Origin of the sequence: Microbacterium sp. CH-015, assembly GCF_049707015.1 — a bacterium.
In the GTDB taxonomy this organism is placed as follows: domain Bacteria; phylum Actinomycetota; class Actinomycetes; order Actinomycetales; family Microbacteriaceae; genus Microbacterium; species Microbacterium aurum.
Genome location: NZ_JBNAFJ010000001.1, coordinates 400,946 through 423,199, shown reverse-complemented (window position 1 = coordinate 423,199; position 22,254 = coordinate 400,946). Strand labels below are relative to the sequence as shown.

The window sequence follows — 22,254 nt, the reverse complement described above, 5'->3', positions numbered from 1 at the left end:
GTGTGACGATCAGACGAAGATGAAGTAGGTCGCGATGCCGATGAAGGCGAGCGCCTCGGTGAAGGCGATACCGATCCACATCAGGACCTGCAGGCGGCCGGCCAGCTCGGGCTGACGGGCGACGCCCTCGATCGTCTTGCCGACGACGATGCCCACGCCGATGGCCGGGCCGATCGCGGCGAGGCCGTAGCCCATCGTCGCGACGTTGCCGCTGAGCTCTGCGAGAACCGTAGTTGCGTCCACGGGGTTTTCCTTTCGGGGTTATGGGCGGCCCTGATGGTCAGGGGGCCGACCGCTCAGTGCTCTTCTGCGACCGCGAGCTGGATGTAGACCGCGGTGAGGAGGGCGAAGACATAGGCCTGGAGGACGGCCACCAGGATTTCGAACAAGGTGAACACGAAGCCGAAGGCGAGCGAGCCGGCGGCGAGCGCCGACCACCATCCACCCATCGTGAAGAGGAAGAACTGCGTCGCCGAGAAGAACAGGACGAGCAGCAAGTGCCCGACCATCATGTTCATGAGCAGTCGCAGCGTGAGCGTCACGGGACGGATGATGAACGTCGAGATGAGCTCGATCGGGGTGACGATGAAGTAGATCGGCCACGGCACGCCCGACGGGAACAGGGCGTTCTTGAAGAAGTTCTTGGGGCTCTTCTTGAGACCGGCGTAGATGAACGTCACGTAGCTGATGACGGCCAGCATGAGCGGCACGGCCACGATCGAACTGCCAGCGATGTTCATGAACGGGATGACGCCGGTGATGTTGAAGAACAGCACCATGAAGAAGATCGTGGTGAGGATCGGCAGGAACCGCTGACCGTCCTTCTTGCCGAGCAGGTCTTCGGCGATGTTCACGCGGACGAAGTCCAGGCCCATCTCGACGATCGACTGGAACCGGCCGGGGACGATCGTCATGCGGCGGGTGCCGAGCCAGAAGATCAGCACGATCGCTGCGGTCGCGATGAACTGGATCAGGTGGATGCGCGTGATCTCGAGCGGCTGCCCGAACAGGACGATCCCCGGAAAGGTGAAGACGGCGTCAGGGAAGAACTCGTCGATCGACGGGCCGTGGAACTCTCCGCCGTCTTCGGCGGTCTTTGCGATCAGGGTCGCGATCTGGGTAAACAGCGCTGGCTCCAGCTTCGGGGCACCGGCGTGAACCGGTGCGACGATGGTCGGTGTGAGCGTCACTGCGCACGCGTTGCACTGCTCGTGTCAGGCGGCGCGAACGGGCGCAGGGAAAGCCTATCAGGCCCGTGGCGGGTCCGCGTCCGCCGCCGGGCCGTCGCCCTCGGTCGCGGGCGCATCGGCATCCGTCCCACCGGCCGCCGGTGCGGGGCGCCGCACCTCTTCGATCACGTCGGCGAGGGTCGGCAGCGATACGTCGACGGCGGGCACGCGCATCTTCAGCATCACGACGACGTCGATCACGAGTGACGTGATGACGCTGACCACAAGTGCGACGAAGAACACCGGCCCGTTGAGCCACGGCTGACCGCGCAGCACGAGGAGCACGACGATGAACAGGACGAACTTGACGATCCATCCGCCCATGACGGCGCCGAAGAAGATCGGGACGTACAGCGGATCGCCGTACCAGCGGTTCGCGATCAGGATCGTGCCAGCCGTCAGGCCGAGGAAGACCGCTGCCAGCAGGATCGCGCCGAGCGCGCTCCACAGCCCCGACGTGCCGGCGACGGCGTATCCGACGGCGGCGCCGACGACGGCGAGTGCGGCCGTGATCACGGCCGACCAGCGCAGGGTCGTGCGGAACAGGCGGTTGCTGGACACGTCGCGGTTCGCGACGGCAGGCGTGGGGTCGGGAGCGGGGGCCTCGGTCATGGGGTCCTCTGTTCGATGGGAGCGGGCGCCGCGGCGCGCGGACGCACGGCGGGGCGCGAGGGGGTCAGGGTGACGACGATGCAGGCGGCGATGCCGAGGAGGACGTAGCCGACGCCGAACAGGTAGTCGCCGGGCCAGTCCTGCGTCGTTCCGATGTACATCAGCAGCACTCCGATGGAGACGACCGCCGTCCACGCGTAGAACACCAGCACCGCGTCGCGGTCGCTGTGGCCCATGTCGAGCATGCGGTGGTGGAGGTGCTTGCGGTCGGGAGAGAAGGGCGACAGTCCCCGGCCCATCCGCCGGATGATCGCCATTCCGAAGTCCAGCAGCGGCAGCAGCACGATGACGACCGGCAGCAGGATCGGGATGAAGGCACCGAGCAGCTGGGAGCGGCCGAACACGTCGTTGTCGCTGAGCAGGTTCGGGTCCAATCCCCCCGTGAGGACGATCGCGGACGTCGCCATGAGCAGGCCCAGCAGCAGCGCGCCCGAGTCGCCCATGAACAGCTTGGACGGACTCCAGTTCATCGGCAGGAACCCGAGGCACACCCCGATGAGGGCGGCGGCGAGGAAGGAGGCGAGGTTGAAGTAGCTCGACTCGCCGAGGTCGCGCACGACGAGGTAGCTGTAGACGAAGAACACGGCGTTCGCGATGAGGGCGACGCCGGCGACCAGGCCGTCGAGCCCGTCGATGAAGTTGACGGCGTTCATGACGATGACGATCGCGAACACCGACAGCGTGAAGCTCGCCCAGCTGGAGACGACGATCTGCGCGCCCAGCGGGATGAAGAAGATCTGGATGCCCCCGAGCCCCACGACGATGCCGGCGGCGACGAACTGCGCGCCGAGCTTGATCATCCAGTCGAGGTCCCACAGATCGTCGGCGACCCCGACGATGACGATGAGAAGCGCCGCCCCCAGGATCGACCAGATCGCCTCGGGGTCGCTCCAGATGATCGAGAAGTACGAGATCTGCGACGACAGCGCGAAGGCGACCAGCACTCCGAGGAACATCGCGACGCCGCCGACGCGGGGCTTGGGCGTCGTGTGCACGTCGCGCTCGCGGATCTCCGGGTACAGCCGGTAGCGCATGCCGATCCGCCACACCACCCAGGTCAGCCCGAGCGTGGCCACCGCCGTCAGCACGACGGTCAGAACGTAGAACTTCATGGGGCGGGCACAGGACCGTCGGGCGCGGGATCGCCCGGTGCAGGGCCGCCGCCGGCGGGCTCGTCGCGCCGCGCGCCGTCGCCGGGCAGCGGCGCGTCGGGGTCGTCGGGCTCGAGCAGCTCGCCCAGCACGTCGCGCAGACGCTGCCGCGACACGGCGCCGTCGCGCAGCACGCGGACCGGGCGGGTTCCGCCGACGAGGCCGGTGGCGTCGACGATGGTCGAGGCGACGCCGTGCGTGGAGGGACCGCCGTCGAGGTAGACCGCGACGCTGTCGCGGAGCATCTCCCGGGCACCGTGCACGTCGATGGCCGCCGCGCGGCCGGTGAGGTTGGCGCTGGAGACCGCGAGCGGGCCGCATTCCTCCAGCATCTCCAGGGCGATCCGCTCGGCCGGCATCCGCACCGCCACCGTGCCGTTGGTGTCCCCGAGGTCCCACGACAGCGACGGCTGCGCCGGCAGCACGATCGTGAGGCCACCCGGCCAGAACTCCTCGACCAGGCGCTCCACGGGCTCCGGCACTTCCGCCACGAGCGCGCGCATCGTCGCGAGCCCCGCGACGAGCACCGGCGGCGGGGACTGCCGGCCGCGGCCCTTGGCGGCCAGAAGCGATGCGACGGCGCCGGCGCTGAACGCGTCGGCGGCGATGCCGTAGACCGTGTCGGTCGGCATGACGACCAGTTCGCCCCGCCCGATGGCCTGACGGGCCCGTCGCAGCCCCGGCAGCAGCTGCTCGGGGTCGCGGCAGTCGAAGAGCTCGGACATATCCGCCCCAGTCTACGTCGTGCCCCTTCAGGGACGGATGCCGGTGGTCGCGCGGTCGCGCGTGGTGAGGTCGGGGTGCGTCGCCGTCGCGCGCCAGCCGTCGGCGGCCAGCAGCTCGCGAATGGGCTCTCCCTGCCATTCGCCGTGCTCGATCACCAGGGTGCCGCCGGGACGCAGCAGCCGCAGGCCGACGCGCGAGAGGGTGCGCACGACGTCCAGGCCGTCCGCTCCCCCGTACAGGGCCGCCGGCGGGTCCCAGAAGCGCACCTCCGGGTCGCGCGGGATCGCGGCAGCCGGAACGTAGGGCGGATTGGAGACGAGCACCGAGACGGTGCCGTCGAGTTCGCCGAACGCCTCCGCGAGGTCGATGAAGGCGAGGCGGGCGTGGGGCGCGATGCGCGCGAAGTTCTCCTTGGCCCAGATGAAGGCATCGACGGAGTTCTCCGCCGCGTGGACCCGCGCGTGCGGCACCTCGGTCGCCATCGCCAACGCGATCGCGCCCGAACCGGTGCCGAGGTCGACGGCGATCGGCTCGGCATCCGCCGTCGCGCGCAACGCGTCGATCGCGAGCTGCGCGACCATCTCGGTCTCGGGCCGCGGGACGAACACCCCGGGCCCGACGCGCAGCTCGAGGTGGCGGAAGGGAGCCGTGCCGGTGAGGTGCTGCAGCGGCTCACGGGCGGCGCGGCGCTCGATCAGCTCGGCGAAGGCGGCGAGGTCGCCGGCATCCCGTCCGCCGTCGCCGGCCGCGTCGCCGCGGAGGGATGCCGCCGCGAGCTCTCCCCGTGACAGCCCGAACACGTGGCCGGCGACCAGTTCGGCGTCGACGTCGGGCGTCGGGACGCCGGCCGCGGCGAGGGTGTCGGTGGCGGCGCGCAGCAGCGCGGACAGCGACAGCGGCCGTGGCGCGTCGGGATCGTGCTCGCAGCTCATGGGAGTCTCCAGCCTAGCCGTGAAGAATCGTCACAATCCGCACGGGAATAGCTGTGCCGCCTAGGCTGGTTCGATCTGTGGGGGCGCGTCCTCGCGTGCCCGCGCGGCTGACGACCAGCCCCACCCCGACCGCACGAAAGGCAGACCATGTCCGGCATCCACTCCGACATCACGAGCGCATTCGGCAACACCCCCCTCGTCACGCTCAACCGCGTCTCGGAAGGCCTGCCCGGCACCGTGATCGCCAAGCTCGAGTACTTCAACCCCGGGTCGAGCGTGAAGGACCGCATCGGCATCGCCATCATCGACGCCGCGGAGGCCTCGGGCGAGCTGAAGCCGGGCGGCACGATCGTGGAGGGCACGAGCGGCAACACCGGCATCGCGCTGGCGCTGGTCGGTGCCGCGCGCGGCTACAAGGTCATCCTGACGATGCCCTCGTCGATGTCGATCGAGCGCCGCCAGCTGCTGAAGCGCTTCGGCGCCGAGCTCGTGCTCACCGACCCCGCCGGCGGCATGAAAGCGGCTGTCGCGAAGGCGCAGGAGATCGTCGCGGAGACCCCTGGCGCGATCCTCGCCCGTCAGTTCGAGAACGCGGCCAACCCCGAGATCCACCGCAAGACCACCGCCGAGGAGATCTGGCGCGACACCGACGGCGCCGTCGACATCTTCGTCGCCGGCATCGGCACCGGCGGCACCATCACGGGCGTCGGCCAGGTGCTGAAGCAGCGCAAGCCCGCCGTGCAGGTCGTCGCCGTCGAGCCGTCGGCGTCGCCGCTGCTGTCCACCGGAACCCCCGGACCGGCGAAGATCCAGGGCATCGGCCCCAACTTCGTTCCGCCGATCCTCGACCGCGACGTGTTCGACGAGATCGTCACCGTCGAGTTCGACGACGCGATCGCCACCGCCCGCGACCTCGCCGCGAAGGAGGGCATCTTCGCCGGCATCTCGTCCGGCGCGGCCGTCTGGGCCGCCCTGCAGGTCGCCGCTCGCGAGGAGAACGCCGGCAAGAACATCGTCGTGATCGTCCCCGACACCGGCGAGCGCTACCTGTCGACCGCGCTGTTCGACGACCTGCGCGAGGACTGATCGCGCACGTGCCCGGCATCCATCACGACATCACCACCGCCTTCGGCGAGACCCCCCTCGTGCGCCTCAACGCGCTCACGGAGGGACTCGGCGCCGAGGTGCTCGCCAAACTCGAGTTCTACAACCCGGGCTCGTCGGTCAAGGACCGGCTCGGGTACGCGCTCGTCGAGGCGGCCGAGCAGTCCGGCCAGCTGCAGCCCGGCGGCACGATCGTGGAGTCCACGAGCGGGAACACCGGGATCTCGCTCGCGCTGATCGGGGCGGCGCGGGGCTACCGCGTGGTGCTGACGATGCCGGCATCCATGTCGAAGGAGCGCCGCACACTGCTGAAGGCCTACGGCGCCGAGCTCGTGCTGACCGATCCGTACAAGGGCATGACCGAGGCGGTGGCGACCGCGCAGCGCATCGCCGCCGAGACCCCCGGTGCGGTCCTCGCGCGGCAGTTCGAGAGCGAGGCGAACGCCGCGATCCACCGGCGCACCACGGCGGAGGAGATCTGGCGCGACACCGAGGGCCGCGTGGACTGGTTCGTCGCGGGGTCGGGCACCGGCGGCACGATCACCGGCGTCGCTCAGGTGCTCAAGGAGCGCAACCCCGCCGTGAAGGTGGTGCTCGTCGAGCCGGCGGATTCCCCCGTGATCAGCGAGGGCCGCGCCGGGGGGCACCGCATCCAGGGCATCGGGCCGAACTTCGTGCCGGACGTGCTCGACCGGTCGGTGGTCGACGAGGTCGTCACCGTCGCGTTCGACGATGCGATCGATGTGGCGCGCCGCCTCGCGACGCGCGAGGGCATCCTCGCCGGCATGTCGGCGGGCGCGGCCGTGTGGGCGGCGCTGCAGATCGCCGCGCGAGAGGATGCCGCGGGCGCGCGCATCGTCGTCGTGGTGCCCGACTCGGGCGAGCGGTACCTGTCGACGGCGCTGTACGAGCACCTGCGCGAAGAGCCGCGCGAAGGAGCGAAGTGACCCGCGGACCGGCCCGCGCCGGTGCGGCGCGGGTCGGTGCGGCGCGGGTCGGTGCGGTCGCGCGCGTCCGCGAGGACCTCGCGGCGGCGAAGCTCCGCGACCCCGCGGCGCGCAGCGGGCTCGAGATCGCGGTGCTCTACTCGGGCCTGCACGCCATCTGGTCGTATCGGCTCGCTCATGCCCTGTGGACGCGCGGCCTGCGCTTCCCGGCGCGCGCGCTGTCGCAGGTGACGCGGTGGCTCACGGGCATCGAGATCCACCCGGGCGCCGTCATCGGCCGCCGGTTCTTCATCGACCACGGCATGGGGGTCGTGATCGGCGAGACCGCCGAAGTCGGCGACGACGTCATGCTCTACCACAGCGTCACTCTCGGCGGACGGACGCGGGATGCCGGCAAGCGGCATCCGACACTCGGCGACGGCGTCGCAGTGGGCGCGGGGGCGAAGATCCTCGGGCCGATCACGATCGGTGCGCGTTCGGTCGTCGGCGCGAACGCGGTCGTCACGCGCGACGCCCCGGAGGACTCGGTGCTGGTCGGCGTTCCCGCCAAGCCGCGACCGCGCGTCGCCGGCGAGGACACCCGCGCCGTGCTCACCGCGCCCGAGTACTACATCTGATCCGGCCGCTCGCCTGATCCGGCTACTCGCCTGATGCGGCCGCCTCAGCGCTCGCGGCGGTCGGCGACCTTCTTCTTGATGAAGAGGGCAGGCAGGAGCCAGGTCGCGAGCGCCGTGACGATCCACACGATCACGGGAGCCGCGATCCACGTCCACCACGGCGCGCCGATCGTGAGCCCCGCGCCCGGGATCAGCACGACGACCACGAGCGCGACGAACGTCGAGACGATGCCGATGCCGCCCAGGAACGCCGGGGCGTTGCGCTGCGCGACGCGCGCGAGCCACGGCGCGAGCACGCTCTGCAGCACCGCGAAGATCACGATCGCGAGGATGAAGCCCAGAGGACTCGACCACTGGATCGAGAAGCCCTCGAGGATGAGGTCGGCGACGATGAGACCGAGCGCCGCCGAGGCGAGGAAGATCGCCGCACGAAGCAGGAACATGACCATGGCGCGAGCGTACCGCCTGCGAGGGCGGTCGCGCCGTCACGAACCGAGGGCGGCGAGCCGCGCTTCCTCGTCGGCGGCGATCGCCGCGTCGACCAGCGGTCCGAGGGCGCCGTCCATCACCTGGTCGAGGTTGTAGGCCTTGTACCCCGTGCGGTGGTCGGCGATGCGGTTCTCGGGGAAGTTGTAGGTGCGGATGCGCTCCGACCGGTCCATGCCGCGGATCTGCGAGCGCCGGGCGTCGGAGGCGGCGGCATCCCGCTCCTCCTGCTGCTTCGCGAGCAGCCGTGCCCGCAGCACGCGCATGGCCGCCTCGCGGTTCTGCAGCTGGCTCTTCTCGTTCTGCATCGACACGACGATGCCGGTCGGCACGTGCGTGATGCGCACGGCGGAGTCGGTCGTGTTGACCGACTGGCCGCCGGGGCCCGAGGAGCGGAACACGTCGATCTTGAGGTCGTTCGGGTCGATCTGCACCTCTTCGGGCTCGTCGACTTCGGGAAAGACCAGCACGCCGGTCGTGGAGGTGTGGATGCGCCCCTGCGACTCCGTCGCCGGCACCCTCTGCACGCGGTGCACGCCGCCTTCGTACTTCAGGTGCGCCCACACGCCCTGCGCGGGGTCGGAGCTCGATCCCTTGATGGCCACCTGGACGTCTTTGAAGCCGCCGAGGTCGCTCTCGTTGCGTTCGAGCAGCTCGGTCTTCCAGCCCTTGGATGCCGCGTACTGCAGATACATCCGCAGGAGGTCGGCGGCGAACAGGGCGGACTCTGCCCCACCCTCGCCGGCCTTGATCTCCATGATCACGTCGCGCGCGTCATCGGGGTCGCGAGGGATCAGCAGCCGGCGCAGCTTCTCCTGCGCGGCGGCCAGGCGCTCCTCGAGCGCCGGGACCTCATCGGCGAACGCGTCGTCCTCCCGGGCGAGTTCGCGCGCGGCCTCCAGATCGGCGGATGCCGCGACCCAGGCGTCGTGGGCCGCCACGATGCGCGACAGTTCGGCATAGCGCCGGTTGACGCGCTTCGCCCGGGCAGCGTCGGCGTGCACGGCCGGGTCGGAGAGCTCCTCCTGGACGGCCCTGTGCTCCGCGATCAGCCCGGCGACGGACTCGAACACGATCAGCGGATGCTGTTCTCGTGCCCGTGGCTGTGGCCGCCGCCGTGACCGCCCGCGGGCGTCGGGATCGACTTCTGCATCTGCACGAGGAACTCGACGTTGGACTGCGTCTCCTTGAGTTTCCCGAGCACGACCTCGAGGGCCTGCTGCGGGTCGAGACCGGCCAGCGCGCGGCGGAGCTTCCAGGTGATCTTCACCTCGTCGGGAGACAGGAGCATCTCCTCGCGGCGCGTGGAGGACGCGTTGACGTCGACGGCCGGGAAGATGCGTTTGTCGGCGAGCTGACGGCTGAGGCGCAGTTCGCTGTTGCCGGTGCCCTTGAACTCCTCGAAGATGACCTCGTCCATCTTGGAACCGGTCTCCACGAGCGCCGTGGCGAGGATCGTGAGCGATCCGCCGTTCTCGATGTTGCGCGCAGCGCCGAAGAAGCGCTTGGGCGGGTACAGCGCCGAGGCGTCGACACCACCGGTGAGCACGCGACCCGACGTGGGCGCGGAGATGTTGTAGGCGCGGCCGAGACGCGTGATCGAGTCGAGCAGCACGACGACATCGCGCCCGAGCTCCACGAGACGCTTCGCCCGCTCGATGGCGAGCTCGGCGACGGTGGTGTGGTCCTCGGCGGGGCGGTCGAAGGTCGAGGCGATGACCTCGCCCTTGACGGTGCGCTGCATGTCGGTGACCTCTTCGGGGCGCTCGTCGACGAGAACGACCATGAGGTGGACCTCGGGGTTGTTCGTCGCGATCGCGTTCGCGATCTGCTGCAGCACGATGGTCTTGCCGGCCTTGGGCGGCGCGACGATGAGGCCGCGCTGACCCTTGCCGATCGGGGCGACCAGGTCGATGATGCGCTGGGTCAGCTTCTCGGGCGCCGTCTCCAGGCGCAGGCGCTCCTGCGGGTACAGCGGGGTGAGCTTGCCGAACTCGACGCGGTTCGCGGCGTCATCGACCGACAGGCCGTTGATCGCGTCGACCTTGACGAGCGCGTTGTACTTCTGGCGGCTGGACTGCTCACCCTCGCGCGGCTGCTTGATCGCGCCGACGACGGCGTCGCCCTTGCGCAGGTTGTACTTCTTGACCTGGCCGAGCGAGACGTAGACGTCGCTCGCGCCGGGCAGGTACCCCGTGGTGCGCACGAACGCGTAGTTGTCGAGCACATCGAGGATGCCGGCGATCGGGATGAGGACGTCGTCCTCGCCGATCTCGGTCTCGAACTCGTCGCCCGTGCTGTTCTGGCCGCGACGCTTGTTGCGCTGACGGCCGCGCCCCGAGGACTGCTCGTCCTCCGGCGCGGGCGCGCTCTCCTCGGCGGACGCGCCGGAGTGTGCGCCCTGCGCGTTCTGGCCGTTCTGCGCCGGCTGGCCGTTCTGGCCGTTGTCGGACTTCTGACCGCGGTTGCGGCTGCGGCTGCGCGACCGACTGCGGCTGCGGCCCGTGGACTCGCCCTCGGCGGGCGCCTCGCCCTGCGCGGCGTCGCCCTCGGCGGCGGGCGCGTCGGTCGCGGCGCTCTCGTCGGCGGTGGTGCTCGCAGCGCTGTCGTCGGCCGGGGTCTCCGACGCGGCGGCGGCCTCGTCGACGGTCTCGTCGCCCGCGGGGGCGGATGCCGGGGTCTCGTCTGCGGCGGCGTCGGATGCCGGCGTCTCTACGGCGGTGTCGGCCGGGGCCTCGGCGGGTACATCGGTGCTCTTGGCGCGGCGCGGCGCACGCTTGCGGGGCGCCTTGACGGGCGCGGCGGGCGCCTCCTCAGCGGCCGGCGCCTCGGCGGGAGCCTCCTCCGCGGCCGGGGCCTCAGCGGCGGGCACCTCCTCCGCGGCGGGCTCCTCGGCAGCTGCCGGTGCGGCAGCGTCAGCGGGCACCTCGACGTCGGGCGCCTCGGTCTGCACGGCGGCGGCCGCCTCGGCGGCGGGCTCCTCCTCGGCGGCGGGGGCCTCTTCGGCGGCGGGGGCCTCGGCCGGCTGCTCCTCGGCGGGCGCGTCGGCGGTGGGGGTCTCGGTCACCTCGGCGGCGGCATCCTCGCGCGCCTCATCGGTGTTCTCGGACTGGATCTCGGAGAGGGACTCCACGAGTTCTCCTTCTGGGACATGTGGATTGGACAGGTCCGCATGAGCGCCGTCCACGACAGGCGCGACCTTCGGTGCACGCATCTGCGTCCGTGACGGACGGCCGATACAGCGCCGGGGGTTATGCGGGGGTTCGCAGAATTGCGACGGAGGCCAGATTCACGGTCACGCCGTGGCACCCTCCGTATAGTCCCTTACTGTACCACCCTTGACGTCGACGGCCAGCATGAGCGGCTCCCACGGGGTGTCGGTGACGGTGGCGGCGAGCTCGGCCGCGGCCAGGCGTTGCCCGGGCCCGTCGGCGAGCACGAGCACGCTCGGCCCGGCGCCGGAGACGACGGCGGCGAAGCCCTGCGCGCGCAGCGCGCGCACCAGCTGATCGGTCGCCGGCATCGCCTGCGCCCGGTAGGACTGGTGCAGCTTGTCCTCCGTGGCCGCCAGCAGCAGTTCGGGGCTCTGTGTGAGCGCCGCGATCAGCAGCGCCGAGCGGGAGACGTTGAAGACGGCATCCTCTCGCGTCACCTGCAACGGCGCGAGGCCGCGCGCGACCGACGTCGACATCGTGAAGTCGGGCACGAACACCAGCGGCGAGACGCCGCGATGCACGAGGAGCTTCTTGTGCTGCGGACCGCCCTCGTCCATCCACGCGATCGTCAGGCCGCCGAACAGGGCCGGCGCGACGTTGTCGGGGTGGCCCTCCAGCTCGGTGGCCAGGCGCAGCAGGGTGTCGTCGCCGAGTTCGACGTCGCCGGCCAGCAGCCCCTTGGCCGCAAGCAGCCCCGCGACGACGGCCGCACCGGACGAGCCCATGCCGCGTCCGTGCGGAATCGTGTTGTGCGCGACGAGACGGATGCCGGGAAGCGACCGCCCGCACGCCTCGAATGCGTAGGCCATCGCCCGCACGACGAGGTGCGATGCGTCGGTGGGGACATCCGCCGCGCCCTCGCCGCTCACCACGATCTCGAGCCCGGGTTCGGGCAGAGCCGTCACGACGAGCTCGTCGTACACGCTCAGCGCGAGGCCCAGGGTGTCGAAGCCGGGGCCGAGGTTCGCGCTCGTGGCGGGAACCCGGACCGCGACGGTCCGCTCGCTCATGCCAGGTCGAGCACCGCGGCGACCTCGCTGGTCGACGCGTCCACGACGGTGGGGGCGATCTCGCTGCCGTCGGCGTTGCGCAGCGCCCACTGCGGGTCCTTGAGGCCGTGGCCGGTCACCGTGAGCACGACCTTCGCGCCGGCGGGAACGAGTCCGGCCTCGGCCCGGTCGAGCAGGCCCGCGACGCTGATCGCCGACGCCGGCTCGACGAAGACGCCGGCGGTCGCGGCGAGCAGCTTCTGCGCCGCGAGGATCCGGTCGTCGTCGATCGCGCCGAACCAGCCGTCGGTGGCGTCGCGTGCCTCGAGGGCCAGCTCCCACGAGGCGGGGTTGCCGATGCGGATCGCCGAGGCGACCGTCTCGGGGCTCTTGACGACCTCGCCGCGCACGAGCGGTGCCGACCCCTCCGCTTGGAAGCCGAACATGCGCGGCACCTTCGTCGCGACGCCGCGGGCGACCTCTTCGCGGTAGCCCCGGGCGTAGGCGGTGTAGTTGCCGGCGTTGCCGACCGGGATGAAGTGGAAGTCCGGCGCGTCGCCGAGCTGCGAGACGACCTCGTAGGCGGCGGTCTTCTGCCCGTCGATGCGGTCAGGGTTGACCGAGTTCACGAGGTGCACCGGGTAGTTGGCCGCGAGCTCCCGGGCGATCTCGAGGCAGTCGTCGAAGTTGCCGCGCACCTGGATGAGCCGGCCGCCGTGGATGACGGCCTGGCTGAGCTTGCCCATCGCGATCTTGCCCTCGGGGACGAGGACGGCGGCGGTGATGCCGGCGTGCGCGGCGTAGGCGGCGGCGGATGCCGACGTGTTGCCCGTCGACGCGCAGATGACGGCCTTCGCGCCGTGCTCGACGGCCCGCGAGAGCGCGACGGTCATGCCGCGGTCCTTGAAGGAGCCGGTCGGGTTCATGCCCTCGAACTTGACGTAGACCTCCGCGCCGGTGCGCTGCGAGAGGGCTGCGGCGGGAATGAGCGGCGTGCCGCCCTCGCCGAGCGTGACGACGGTCGAGGCGTCGGTGACGCCCAGCCGGTCGGCGAATTCGCGCAGGACTCCCTGCCAGACGTGGACCATGTCAGTCTCCTTCTACTCGCAATACCGATTCGACACGTCCGACCACGCCGCTGGCGGCGAGGCGGTCGACGGTCTCGCTGAGATCCTGCTCGAGCGCCGTGTGGGTGCCGATGACGAGCCGCGCGGTTCCGGGCTCGCCGTTCGCGTTCCGCAGCACTGTCTGCTCGACCGTCGCGATCGAGACGCGCCCGTCGCTGAGGATGCCGGCAACCGTCGCGAGCACGCCGGGGGTGTCGGTGACCTCGAGCGTGATCTGATAGCGCGTCGTGACGCGGCCGATCGGCAGCACCGGCAGGTTCGCCCGGGTGGACTCCCCCACCCCGACGCCGCCGGCGATGTGCCGGCGCGCCGCCGAGACGACGTCTCCCAGCACTGCCGAGGCGGTCTGCACGCCGCCGGCGCCGGCGCCGTAGAACATGAGGTTGCCGGCGGCCTCGGCCTGCACGAAGACGGCGTTGTTCGCGCCGTGGACGCTCGCCAGCGGGTGCTCGCGCGGGATCAGCGCCGGGTAGACGCGCACCGAGATCGCCTCGCCGGTGGGCGAGTCGACGCCCGGCCCGGTGAGACGCTCGCACACCGCGAGCAGCTTGATGACGTAGCCGGCGTGGCGCGCGGCTTCCATCATCTGCGCGTCGATCTGCGTGATGCCCTCGCGATGCACGGCGTCCAGCGGCACGGCCGTGTGGAAGGCGAGGGAGGCGAGGATCGCGGCCTTCTGCGCGGCGTCGTATCCCTCGACGTCGGCGGTCGGATCGGCTTCGGCATAGCCGAGCGCCTGCGCGTCGGCCAGCACGTCGGCGAAGTCGCTGCCCTCGCGGTCCATCCGGTCGAGGATGTAGTTGGTCGTCCCGTTGACGATGCCCATGATCCGCTGCACGCGGTCGCCCGCGAGCGAGTCGCGCAGCGGCCGGATGATCGGGATCGCGCCGGCGGCGGCGGCCTCGTAGTACACCGAGGCGCCGACCTGGTCGGCGGCGTCGAAGATCTCCGGGCCGTGCGTGGCCAGCAGCGCCTTGTTGGCGGTGACGACGTCGGCGCCGGAGTTCAGCGCGAGCAGGATGTCGGTGCGGGCCGGCTCGATGCCGCCCATGAGCTCGATGACGATGTCGGCGCCGACGATCAGCTGCTCGGAGTCGGTCGTGAACAGCTCGCGCGGCAGGTCGACATCGCGGGGGGCGTCGGGGTTGCGCACCGCGATGCCGACGAGGTCGAGCGCGGCACCGGCGCGGTCGGCGAGCTCATCCGCGTGCTTGCGCAGCAGCCCCGCGACCTGGGAGCCCACGGCTCCCGCACCCAGCAGAGCCACGCGCAGACGGCGGTAGTCGGTCACTCGGAGTCCTCCCATACGGTCGCGTTCGACGCGGATGCCGGGGACCAGCCCGCGTCCCGCGCGAGCAGGTCGTCGACGGTCTCGCCGCGCACGATGACCCGCGCCCGGCCGCCGGAGACGGCGACGACGGGTGGGCGGGGCACGTAGTTGTAGTTGCTCGCGAGCGAGAAGCAGTAGGCGCCGGTCGCGGGCACGGCCAGCAGGTCGCCCGGCGTGACGTCGGCGGGCAGGTACTCCGCGTCGACGACGATGTCGCCCGACTCGCAGTGGCGTCCCACGACGCGGGCGAGGGCGGGCGCGGCATCCGAGGCGCGCGAGGCGATGCGGGCGGAGTACTGCGCGCCGTAGAGCGCGGGCCGGGCGTTGTCACTCATGCCGCCGTCGACGCTGACATACAGGCGCTCGAGGGCGTCGCTGACCCGGACGGGCTTGACGGTGCCGACCTCGTACAGGGTGACGCCTGCGCGGCCGACGATCGCGCGACCGGGCTCGAAGGCGAGGTTCGGCAGGGGGATGCCGCGGACCTCGCACTCGCGCGCAACGGCGTCGACGATGCCGTCCGCCAGCTGCGCGATCGGCGTCGGGGTGTCCGCCGAGGTGTAGGCGATGCCGAAGCCGCCGCCGAGGTTGAGCACCGGAATGTCGCCGCCGTCGAGCAGCTGCGCGTGCAGTTCCACGACGCGCGCGGCGGACTCCTCGAAGCCGCGCGTGCCGAAGATCTGCGACCCGATGTGGCAGTGCAGGCCCACGAACTGCAGACCCGGAAGCTCCCGGATGCGGGCGACGATCGCGGGCGCGTCTTCGAGAGCGAAGCCGAACTTCTGATCTTCGTGGGCGGTCGCGAGGAAGTCGTGGGTCTCGGCGTGGACACCGCTGTTGACGCGCACCAGCACGCTCTGCGGTGCACCGTCGGCGCGGGGCGAGCGCTCCACGATTGCGGCGAGGCGCTCGAGCTCGATGGGCGAGTCGATGACGATCGACCCGACACCCACCTCGACGGCGCGTTCGAGCTCCCGGGTGGTCTTGTTGTTGCCGTGCACGCCGATGCGGGCGGGGTCGGCGCCGCCGGCGAGCGCCACGGCGAGCTCTCCCCCGGTCGCGACGTCGACGGCGAGGCCCTCGGCGCTCACCCACCGCACGACCTCGGTCGACAGGAACGCCTTGCCGGCGTAGTAGACGCGCGCCTGCACGCCGTGCCGCGCCGTCGCCGCGGTGAACGCCTCGCGCGCCTCGCGGGCGCGGGCGCGCACGGCATCCTCGTCGAGCACATACAGGGGCGTGCCGAACTGCTCCCGCAGATCGCTGACCGCCACGCCCGCGAGCCGGAGCTCACCGTGCTCGTCGCGCTGCGCGGACGCCGGCCAGACCTCGTCGACGAGGGCGTTCACGTCCTCCGGAGAGGCGAGCCACTCCGGCACGAGCGGGCGGTCGGATGCGGCGGACACGGGGACAACCAATCGGGTGGGAAGCTGGTCGCCGGCGGTCACGTCACGCTCGGCGGTCCTGGACGGCGGTCCTTGAAGTCTAGGGCACCGGCTCATGCGGCTCCGCGCATGTGTCGACGGGCTCGCCCTCAGGCGCAGGTGCCGTTCTGCTGCAGCGCGGCGTCGGTGACGATCGCGCCGTCGATGTCGAAGTCGGCGACGACATCCTCCCCGGCGACCTGCACGGAGGTGAGCGTCAGGCCGGCGGGCAGGTACTGCGCGATGCACACGTCCCAGTCCCGCACGACCGTCGTCGCGATGGCGCCGAACTGGGCGACGAGCGCGTCGGCGGAGATCTCGGCATCCGCCACCCGGAAGGTCCGCGGCGTGAGGACGAGGTCTCCCGCGGAGGCGCTCGGGGTGAGGCTCACGCCGACCGGGACCGTCAGGGCGAACAGCTGCAGCTCCGTCGTCATCACGACATCGGGTTCGGCGAGAGTCACCGTCTCGGAGGGGAAGCCGTCCACGGTCGCCAGCAGCGTGCGCACCTCCGCCTCGTCGAGGGTGACCGTGGCAGAGCCGGACTCGGCGGGGGCGTCCCCGCGGATCGGGATGCCGGTGGCGCGCACCACGACGTCGCCGCTGAGACCCCCGAACGACACGTCGGCGCTCGAGACGGTGAGCGAGTCCAGGCGCCCCGAGATCAGCTGAGGCAGGATCTGACCGGGGATGTCGACGTCGATCTGCTGATCGGCGGGCAGATCGAGGTGGGTGATCAGCTGGTCGCGGATCGTCCGTTCCACGATGCCGCGGGCGATGTACTCCCCCGCGAACCCGGCGCCGACGACGAGCGCGGCGACGGCGAGGAGGGCGACGAGCCAGGGCCAGCGTCGACGCCGGGTCGGGGCGCCGGGCGCGGATGCCGGCGCCCCGGCATCCGTCGACAGCACCCACTGCGCCCGGGGGTCGGGCAGCGGCTGGGTCGGGTGCTCGTCGCTCATGTCGGTCACATGCGCTCGGGGGCGCTCACGCCGAGGAGGGTCAGGCCGTTGCGCAACACCTGACCGGTGGCGTCGTTGAGCCACAGGCGGGTGCGGTGCAGGTCGGTGACCTCCTCGTCGCCGAGAGGGGTGACGCGGCAGTTGTCGTACCAGCGGTGGTAGAGGCCGGCGAGTTCCTCGAGGTAGCGCGCGACGCGGTGCGGCTCGCGCACCTCGGCGGCGTAGGCCACGACGCGCGGGAACTCCTGCAGGGCGCCGAGGAGCGCCGACTCGGTCTCGTGGTCGAGGAGCTCGGGCACGAAGGCCTCACGGGTCACGCCCAGGCTCGCCGCATTGCGGGCGACGTTGTGAGTGCGGGCGTGGGCGTACTGCACATAGAAGACGGGGTTGTCGTTCGTGCGCTTCTGCAGCACGTCGAGGTCGACGTCGAGGTTCGAGTCGGCGGAGCTGCGGGTGAGCGCGTAGCGCGCGGCATCCGTCCCCACGATCTCCACGAGGTCTTCGAGGGTCACGACGCTGCCGGCGCGCTTGGACATCCGCACGGGCTGGCCGTCGTTGACGAGGTTCACCATCTGGCCGATGAGGATCTGCAGGTTGACGTAGGGCTCGTCGCCGAACGCCGCCGTCATCGCCATGAGGCGCTGCACGTAGCCGTGATGGTCCGCGCCGAGCATGATGATGCACCGGTTGAAGCCGCGCTCGCGCTTGTCGAGGTAGTACGCGAGGTCGCCGGAGATGTAGGCCGGGTTGCCGTCGCTCTTGATGACGACGCGGTCCTTGTCGTCGCCGAACTCGGTCGAGCGCAACCAGGTGGCACCGTCGGCCTCGTAGATGTGGCCGAGCTCCCGCAGGCGCGCGACGGCTCGCTCGACGGCGCCCGTCTCGTGCAGGTGGTTCTCGTGGAAGTACACGTCGAAGTCGACACCGAAGTCGTGCAGCGACTTCTTGATCTCGTCGAACATCAAGCCGACGCCGATCTCGCGGAACGCCTCCTGCTTGGCCGCGGGCTCGAGTTCGTCGATGTCGCCCTGGTATGCGAGCGCGACGCGGCGGGCGATGTCGTCGATGTAGCCGCCGCCATAGCCGTCCTCGGGCGTCGGGCGGCCCTCGTGGGCGGCGACGAGGCTGCGCGCGAAGCGGTCGATCTGCGCACCGTGGTCGTTGAAGTAATACTCGCGCGTCACCTGCGCGCCCTGGCTGGCGAGGATGCGGGCGAGCGCGTCGCCGACGGCGGCCCACCGCGTACCGCCGAGGTGGATCGGTCCGGTGGGGTTGGCGCTCACGAACTCGAGGTTGATGATCTCGTCGGCGCGGGACGTGTTGGTGCCGAACGCGGCACCCGCCTCGACGATCGTCTTCGCGAGGGCGCCGGCGGCGCCGGCCTCGAGGCGGATGTTGATGAAGCCGGGGCCCGCGACCTCGACGCTCGCGATGCCCTCGGCATCCGCCAGCGCCGTCGCGATCTCCTGCGCGAACTCGCGCGGGTTCGCCCCCACCGCCTTGCCGAGCTTGAGGGCGGCGTTCGAGGCCCAGTCGCCGTGGTCGCGGTTGCGCGGGCGCTCCAGCGGCAGGTCGGCGACGGTCAGGTCCGCGGCGGCACCGGGTCGTCGCGCCTCGGCGAGCGGGGCGATGACGGCGAGGAGGGCTGCGGAGAGGGCATCAGGATTCATGGCCCGACCAGTCTACGAGCGCGGTCTCCGAGAGCCGTCCTCAGCCGAGGATGACGAGCTCGGCGGCGTCGTCGAGGGCGGGGTCGGATGCCGCGGCCGCGGCATCCTGCGCCGCCACATCCGACGCGTCGTCCGGCACGGTGCAGGCATCGACCCGCATGCGCTCGAGGCCCACATAGCCGCCGTGATAGCTGAGGAACGCGCAGTCAGCGGCGTCCCTCCCCGTCGCGATCCGCACGAGAGAGCGTCGGTTGCTGAGCCGCGTGGCGTCGATGACGTACCAGCTGCCGTCGAGGTAGGCCTCGGCGACGGCATGGAAGTCCATCGGGCGCAGCCCCGGCGCGAAGCACGCGGCATAGCGCGCGGGCATGTCCATTGCCCGCAGCAGCGCGATCACGACGTGCGCGTAGTCGCGGCACACCCCTTGACCCGTCATGAGGGTCGTCACGGCCGAGTCGGTGCCCTGACTGAGCCCGGGCGTATACGTGGTGCTGGAGGCGACGAACTCGCTCACCGCGTTGATCAGATCCATGCCCTGCAGCCCGCGGAACTGGCGTCGCGCCTGCGAGAAGACCTCGTCGGACTGGCAGTAGCGGCTCGGGCGCAGGTAGGTGATGGCTTCGAGGTCGCTCGTGGCGCGTGGGGAGACGTGCCCGTCGATGAGCGCTTCGTAGCGCACCTCGAGGCGTCCCGCGTCGCCCTGCAGACGGTGCAGGCGGCTGCCGGACTGGTCGACGATCTCGCTCGGCGTGTACACGCGATCGCCCTGCGTGAAGGTCAGCTCCTCGCGGATGACCGGTGCCGGCTGGGCGGCGGCGATCTGGAAGATGAGGTCGACGGAGGACCCCAGTTCCAGGTCGAGTTCAGCGGTCACGAGGCGTTGCACCGGAGTATCCTCGCACGCTCGCGACGGTGCGCCGCACACGTGTGTGGATGCCGGTGCGATCGCCCGCGGCGGCGGGTTTCCGGTTTGGCCGGAACGTGACTTACCGTAGGCGCATGCCCGCCGTCCGCACGCCTCGCTCGCGCGTCTCGGCGTGGCTCACGGTGCTGGTCGCGGGCCTCGTCGCGGCGATCGTCGTGGTCGGGTTCTGGCGCCCCTGGGCGACGCCCGCCGCCACCGTCGCGGCCGGCGCGGGCGACGCCGCCGTCCCGCTCACACCCGCCGCCCTGGAGCTGCCCGAGAACCCGACCGTGCTGATCTTCGGCGACTCGTGGACATACGGCTCGGCGGCGGCCGCACCGACGCTCGGCTACGCCTACGTCGTGGCACAGCTGGCCGGGTGGACGACCATCGTCGACGGCGTCCGCGGCTCGGGATACCTGAAGCCCGGCATCGACGGTCCCGACTTCGGCACCCGCATCGCGGCGCTCGACCCGGCGCTGGACCCCGACCTCGTCATCGTGCAGGGCTCGATCAACGACCGGAAGCTCCCCGCCGACGGCTACCGCGCCGCGGTGGATGCGGCGTGGGATGACCTGGCAGCGACCTACCCGCGGGCGCAGATCGTCATCCTCGGCCCCGCGCCGCAGGTGCTTCCCGTCGAAGCGGCGACGGCGCGCATCGACCGCGACCTCGCGGCCGCCGCGGCCGCACGCGGCTGGTGGCACATCTCCCCCCTCATGCAGGACTGGATCACCACCGACAACTACGCCGCCGTCATCGACACCGGCATCGGGCGCTACCACCCGACCACGCTGGGCCACCGGTACCTGGCGGAGCGGCTCGCGGCGGCGGTCGGCGCGCTCACTCGGTGATAACCTCGATCGGTACGCCTCCGTAGCTCAGGGGATAGAGCGTTGGTTTCCGGTACCAAAGGTCGCAGGTTCGATTCCTGTCGGGGGCACTCCACCACTTCCCGCGTGTTCGCGCGTCTCGCGCGCCGCGTTGACCTGTCAGTAGTGGCTGCCTCACGCGAGGGGAGCAGCCACGACTGCCCACCCCACGGCCTCCGCGGTCGATATCGCCCCGCTATCATGAGGTCATGATGGTTCCCTACGGCGACGACCTCCGGCGCCGCCGGCGGGAATCCGGGCTGACTCAGCGGGAGTTGGCATCTCGCTCCGGAGTTCCTCAGCCGAATATCGCGGCCTACGAACGCGGCAGGCGAGTTCCCGCTGCAGCCACCAGGGAAAAGCTTGAGTCGACACTCAGCATTCCCACTCTCGAGCGTGTTCGCGCGCTGCGAGGTCCCCTCCTTGAGGCGGCGAAGGCGCGACGGCTCGGAGATGTCCGCGTCTTCGGCTCCGTCGCCCGAGGACGGGCCGGCACGGGCTCCGACGTCGACCTTCTCGTCCATCCTCTGCCGGATGCCTCGGTTTTCGACCTCGCCGGATTCATGGTCGACGCGGCGGACTTGCTCGGCGTCGACGTCGACGTCGTCTCCGATCGCGGCACGGGGCCGGCGATCGACCACATCCGCGCGGAGGCGGTTGCCCTATGAACGACCCCGGCGACAGGATCCCCGCGATCCTCGCCGACATCGCCCGGTTCGCGGTCACCGCCCGACGCGTTGCGGAGCGTGGACGAGACCGATTCGTCGACCCCGACGACGATGACCAGCGTCGCATCGCCCGGTCTCTTCTCATCGACCTCTCCGCGGCGGCCGACCGCCTACCGGAGCGCTTTCGCACGGCTCATCCCGAGGTCGACTGGCGCGGGATCCGCGCCGTGCGGAACTTCATCGCGCACGACTACGACGGCACGGACGAGGAGATCCTCTGGCAGGCCATCACGGTCCAATTTCCCGCAATCGTCGCGGCGATCACCGCGGCGGAACGCTGATACCGGCACGCGGCGCGTTGACCTCTCAGTAGTGGCTGCCTCGTGCGAGGGAAGCAGCCACAACTGACCACCCCACGGCCGCCGCCTCGCGCAGGACATCATCCTGCAGGCGGATGAGGTTCAGCCCGGCGGACGACGCGGTGCGCGCCGCGGCTTCGTGGCGTCGGAGTATGACCACCGCGACGATCTCCCTCTCCCCCACCGGAAGGCCCACCGCCGGACGGAGCGCCCCCGCGGGCCGGAGCGCCACCGCCGGCCGGACGACGCCGGCGGGCGCCACCCCGGCATCCGCCCTGTCGACGACACGCGCGGCCGTGCTGTCGGTGCTGGGCAGCATGCTCGCGATCGGCGTCGCAGCGATCGGCGTGCTCGTCGTGCCGATCGCCGCGCTCGTCGCGTTCGGACCGGCCCTGTTGCAGGCCTTCTGAGGCGACGAACGCGACACCCCGCGGGCACAACGAAGATCGCCCCGAGACCGAAGCCTCGGGGCGATCATCAATGCGGTGTCGGTCTCTGTTTCGGGATCTCTTTCGAGTTCTTTCTGTCTCCGTTTTCCTTCGCAGAACCCAAGATACTCAGCGCCGATCCGGCGTCAAGAGTTCACCTCGAAGTCACCTGACCGTCAGGTTGAACGTGAATGACAGGGCGGATGTCGCGTCACTCGTGACCGACGAGCTTGAGGCCCACGACGCATCCGACGAGCCCCAGGATCAGCAGCATCTTGACGAGGGAGAACTGCTCGTCGCCGGTGATCATCGCGTAGGCGACAGTGAGCGACGCGCCGATGCCGACCCACACGGCGTAGGCCGTGCCGGTGGAGATGTCGCGCATCGCCCACGCGAGACCGCCCATGCTGGCGACCAGGGCGACGCCGAACACGATCGTCGG

Annotated in this window: 23 protein-coding genes, 1 tRNA gene and 1 pseudogene; 8 read left to right on the top strand and 17 right to left on the bottom strand. The window is 70.9% G+C overall.

What is annotated here, in order from left to right; translation table 11 throughout:
- Positions 1 to 9: 9 nt before the first annotated feature.
- The 6 genes from atpE to prmC all read right to left on the bottom strand — a co-directional run bounded on the left by atpE (position 10) and on the right by prmC (position 4,710).
- Positions 10 to 243 carry an ATP synthase F0 subunit C gene (gene atpE / locus ACPYN4_RS01980; RefSeq protein ID WP_045274135.1) on the bottom strand — a complete coding sequence of 78 codons (234 nt, stop codon included), beginning with the start codon at positions 241 to 243 and terminating at the stop codon, positions 10 to 12.
- 53 nt (positions 244 to 296) lie between these two features.
- On the bottom strand, positions 297 to 1,115 hold the full coding sequence (gene atpB / locus ACPYN4_RS01975) for a F0F1 ATP synthase subunit A (protein WP_424445742.1): 819 nt from the start codon (positions 1,113 to 1,115) through the stop codon (positions 297 to 299).
- 132 nt (positions 1,116 to 1,247) lie between these two features.
- Positions 1,248 to 1,841 (bottom strand): hypothetical protein, encoded by a 594-nt coding sequence (locus ACPYN4_RS01970; RefSeq protein ID WP_424445493.1) that lies wholly within the window; start codon positions 1,839 to 1,841, stop codon positions 1,248 to 1,250.
- Entirely contained in the window at positions 1,838 to 3,013 is a 1,176-nt protein-coding gene (locus ACPYN4_RS01965; protein WP_424445492.1) for an MraY family glycosyltransferase, read from the bottom strand. The genes ACPYN4_RS01970 and ACPYN4_RS01965 overlap by 4 nt, the downstream gene beginning before the upstream one ends.
- The gene (locus ACPYN4_RS01960; protein WP_424445491.1) at positions 3,010 to 3,777 is read right to left on the bottom strand and encodes an L-threonylcarbamoyladenylate synthase; all 768 of its coding nucleotides are present in this window, start codon (positions 3,775 to 3,777) and stop codon (positions 3,010 to 3,012) included. Before ACPYN4_RS01960 ends, ACPYN4_RS01965 begins: the two co-directional genes overlap by 4 nt.
- A 27-nt stretch (positions 3,778 to 3,804) precedes the next feature.
- Positions 3,805 to 4,710 carry a peptide chain release factor N(5)-glutamine methyltransferase gene (gene prmC, locus ACPYN4_RS01955; RefSeq protein WP_424445490.1) on the bottom strand — a complete coding sequence of 302 codons (906 nt, stop codon included), beginning with the start codon at positions 4,708 to 4,710 and terminating at the stop codon, positions 3,805 to 3,807.
- A 147-nt stretch (positions 4,711 to 4,857) separates the two neighbouring features.
- Between prmC and cysK (ACPYN4_RS01950) the strand changes: the two genes are divergently transcribed.
- The 3 genes from cysK (ACPYN4_RS01950) to epsC are packed head-to-tail and all read left to right on the top strand — an operon-like array spanning position 4,858 to position 7,378.
- Positions 4,858 to 5,796, top strand: coding sequence for a cysteine synthase A (gene cysK / locus ACPYN4_RS01950; RefSeq protein ID WP_424445489.1), 939 nt, complete (start codon positions 4,858 to 4,860; stop codon positions 5,794 to 5,796).
- 8 nt (positions 5,797 to 5,804) lie between these two features.
- Positions 5,805 to 6,761 carry a cysteine synthase A gene (gene cysK / locus ACPYN4_RS01945; protein ID WP_239282118.1) on the top strand — a complete coding sequence of 319 codons (957 nt, stop codon included), beginning with the start codon at positions 5,805 to 5,807 and terminating at the stop codon, positions 6,759 to 6,761.
- The gene (gene epsC / locus ACPYN4_RS01940) at positions 6,758 to 7,378 is read left to right on the top strand and encodes a serine O-acetyltransferase EpsC (protein WP_239282117.1); all 621 of its coding nucleotides are present in this window, start codon (positions 6,758 to 6,760) and stop codon (positions 7,376 to 7,378) included. Before cysK (ACPYN4_RS01945) ends, epsC begins: the two co-directional genes overlap by 4 nt.
- Positions 7,379 to 7,422: 44 nt before the next feature.
- Here the strand turns inward: epsC and ACPYN4_RS01935 are convergent, their stop codons facing one another.
- The 10 genes from ACPYN4_RS01935 to ACPYN4_RS01890 all read right to left on the bottom strand — a co-directional run bounded on the left by ACPYN4_RS01935 (position 7,423) and on the right by ACPYN4_RS01890 (position 19,467).
- Positions 7,423 to 7,827, bottom strand: coding sequence for a hypothetical protein (locus ACPYN4_RS01935; protein WP_239282116.1), 405 nt, complete (start codon positions 7,825 to 7,827; stop codon positions 7,423 to 7,425).
- Positions 7,828 to 7,863: 36 nt separating this feature from the next.
- Positions 7,864 to 8,937 (bottom strand): peptide chain release factor 1, encoded by a 1,074-nt coding sequence (gene prfA / locus ACPYN4_RS01930; protein WP_281652300.1) that lies wholly within the window; start codon positions 8,935 to 8,937, stop codon positions 7,864 to 7,866.
- Positions 8,938 to 8,939: 2 nt separating this feature from the next.
- Positions 8,940 to 10,997, bottom strand: a complete 2,058-nt coding sequence (rho, locus tag ACPYN4_RS01925; RefSeq protein ID WP_424445488.1) for a transcription termination factor Rho — start codon at positions 10,995 to 10,997, stop codon at positions 8,940 to 8,942.
- 162 nt (positions 10,998 to 11,159) lie between these two features.
- Positions 11,160 to 12,089 carry a homoserine kinase gene (gene thrB, locus ACPYN4_RS01920; RefSeq protein ID WP_239282113.1) on the bottom strand — a complete coding sequence of 310 codons (930 nt, stop codon included), beginning with the start codon at positions 12,087 to 12,089 and terminating at the stop codon, positions 11,160 to 11,162.
- On the bottom strand, positions 12,086 to 13,156 hold the full coding sequence (thrC, locus tag ACPYN4_RS01915; protein ID WP_281653279.1) for a threonine synthase: 1,071 nt from the start codon (positions 13,154 to 13,156) through the stop codon (positions 12,086 to 12,088). The genes thrB and thrC overlap by 4 nt, the downstream gene beginning before the upstream one ends.
- 1 nt (position 13,157) lies before the next feature.
- Positions 13,158 to 14,486, bottom strand: a complete 1,329-nt coding sequence (locus tag ACPYN4_RS01910) for a homoserine dehydrogenase (protein WP_281653278.1) — start codon at positions 14,484 to 14,486, stop codon at positions 13,158 to 13,160.
- Positions 14,483 to 15,931, bottom strand: a complete 1,449-nt coding sequence (gene lysA, locus ACPYN4_RS01905; protein ID WP_424445487.1) for a diaminopimelate decarboxylase — start codon at positions 15,929 to 15,931, stop codon at positions 14,483 to 14,485. Before lysA ends, ACPYN4_RS01910 begins: the two co-directional genes overlap by 4 nt.
- Before the next feature lie 128 nt (positions 15,932 to 16,059).
- Entirely contained in the window at positions 16,060 to 16,911 is an 852-nt protein-coding gene (locus ACPYN4_RS01900; RefSeq protein WP_239282110.1) for a DUF2993 domain-containing protein, read from the bottom strand.
- Between the two features lie 5 nt (positions 16,912 to 16,916).
- Entirely contained in the window at positions 16,917 to 18,581 is a 1,665-nt protein-coding gene (gene argS / locus ACPYN4_RS01895) for an arginine--tRNA ligase (protein WP_239282109.1), read from the bottom strand.
- Between the two features lie 40 nt (positions 18,582 to 18,621).
- The gene (locus ACPYN4_RS01890; RefSeq protein WP_287270701.1) at positions 18,622 to 19,467 is read right to left on the bottom strand and encodes a transglutaminase-like domain-containing protein; all 846 of its coding nucleotides are present in this window, start codon (positions 19,465 to 19,467) and stop codon (positions 18,622 to 18,624) included.
- A gap of 113 nt (positions 19,468 to 19,580) precedes the next feature.
- On the opposite strand from ACPYN4_RS01890, the gene ACPYN4_RS01885 reads away from it, so the two are divergent.
- From ACPYN4_RS01885 to ACPYN4_RS01865, 5 genes are all read left to right on the top strand, one after another.
- Positions 19,581 to 20,339, top strand: coding sequence for an SGNH/GDSL hydrolase family protein (locus ACPYN4_RS01885; RefSeq protein WP_424445486.1), 759 nt, complete (start codon positions 19,581 to 19,583; stop codon positions 20,337 to 20,339).
- A gap of 16 nt (positions 20,340 to 20,355) precedes the next feature.
- Positions 20,356 to 20,428, top strand: a tRNA-Arg gene (locus ACPYN4_RS01880).
- 138 nt (positions 20,429 to 20,566) lie between these two features.
- Complete coding sequence (locus tag ACPYN4_RS01875) at positions 20,567 to 21,025, top strand: helix-turn-helix domain-containing protein (RefSeq protein WP_076691342.1); 459 nt, start codon at positions 20,567 to 20,569, stop codon at positions 21,023 to 21,025.
- Positions 21,022 to 21,366, top strand: coding sequence for a HepT-like ribonuclease domain-containing protein (locus ACPYN4_RS01870; protein ID WP_239282703.1), 345 nt, complete (start codon positions 21,022 to 21,024; stop codon positions 21,364 to 21,366). Before ACPYN4_RS01875 ends, ACPYN4_RS01870 begins: the two co-directional genes overlap by 4 nt.
- Before the next feature lie 170 nt (positions 21,367 to 21,536).
- Entirely contained in the window at positions 21,537 to 21,794 is a 258-nt protein-coding gene (locus ACPYN4_RS01865; RefSeq protein ID WP_281653272.1) for a hypothetical protein, read from the top strand.
- A 229-nt stretch (positions 21,795 to 22,023) separates the two neighbouring features.
- Here the strand turns inward: ACPYN4_RS01865 and ACPYN4_RS01860 are convergent.
- Positions 22,024 to 22,254, bottom strand: a pseudogene (locus ACPYN4_RS01860) (DMT family transporter); the annotation flags it as partial.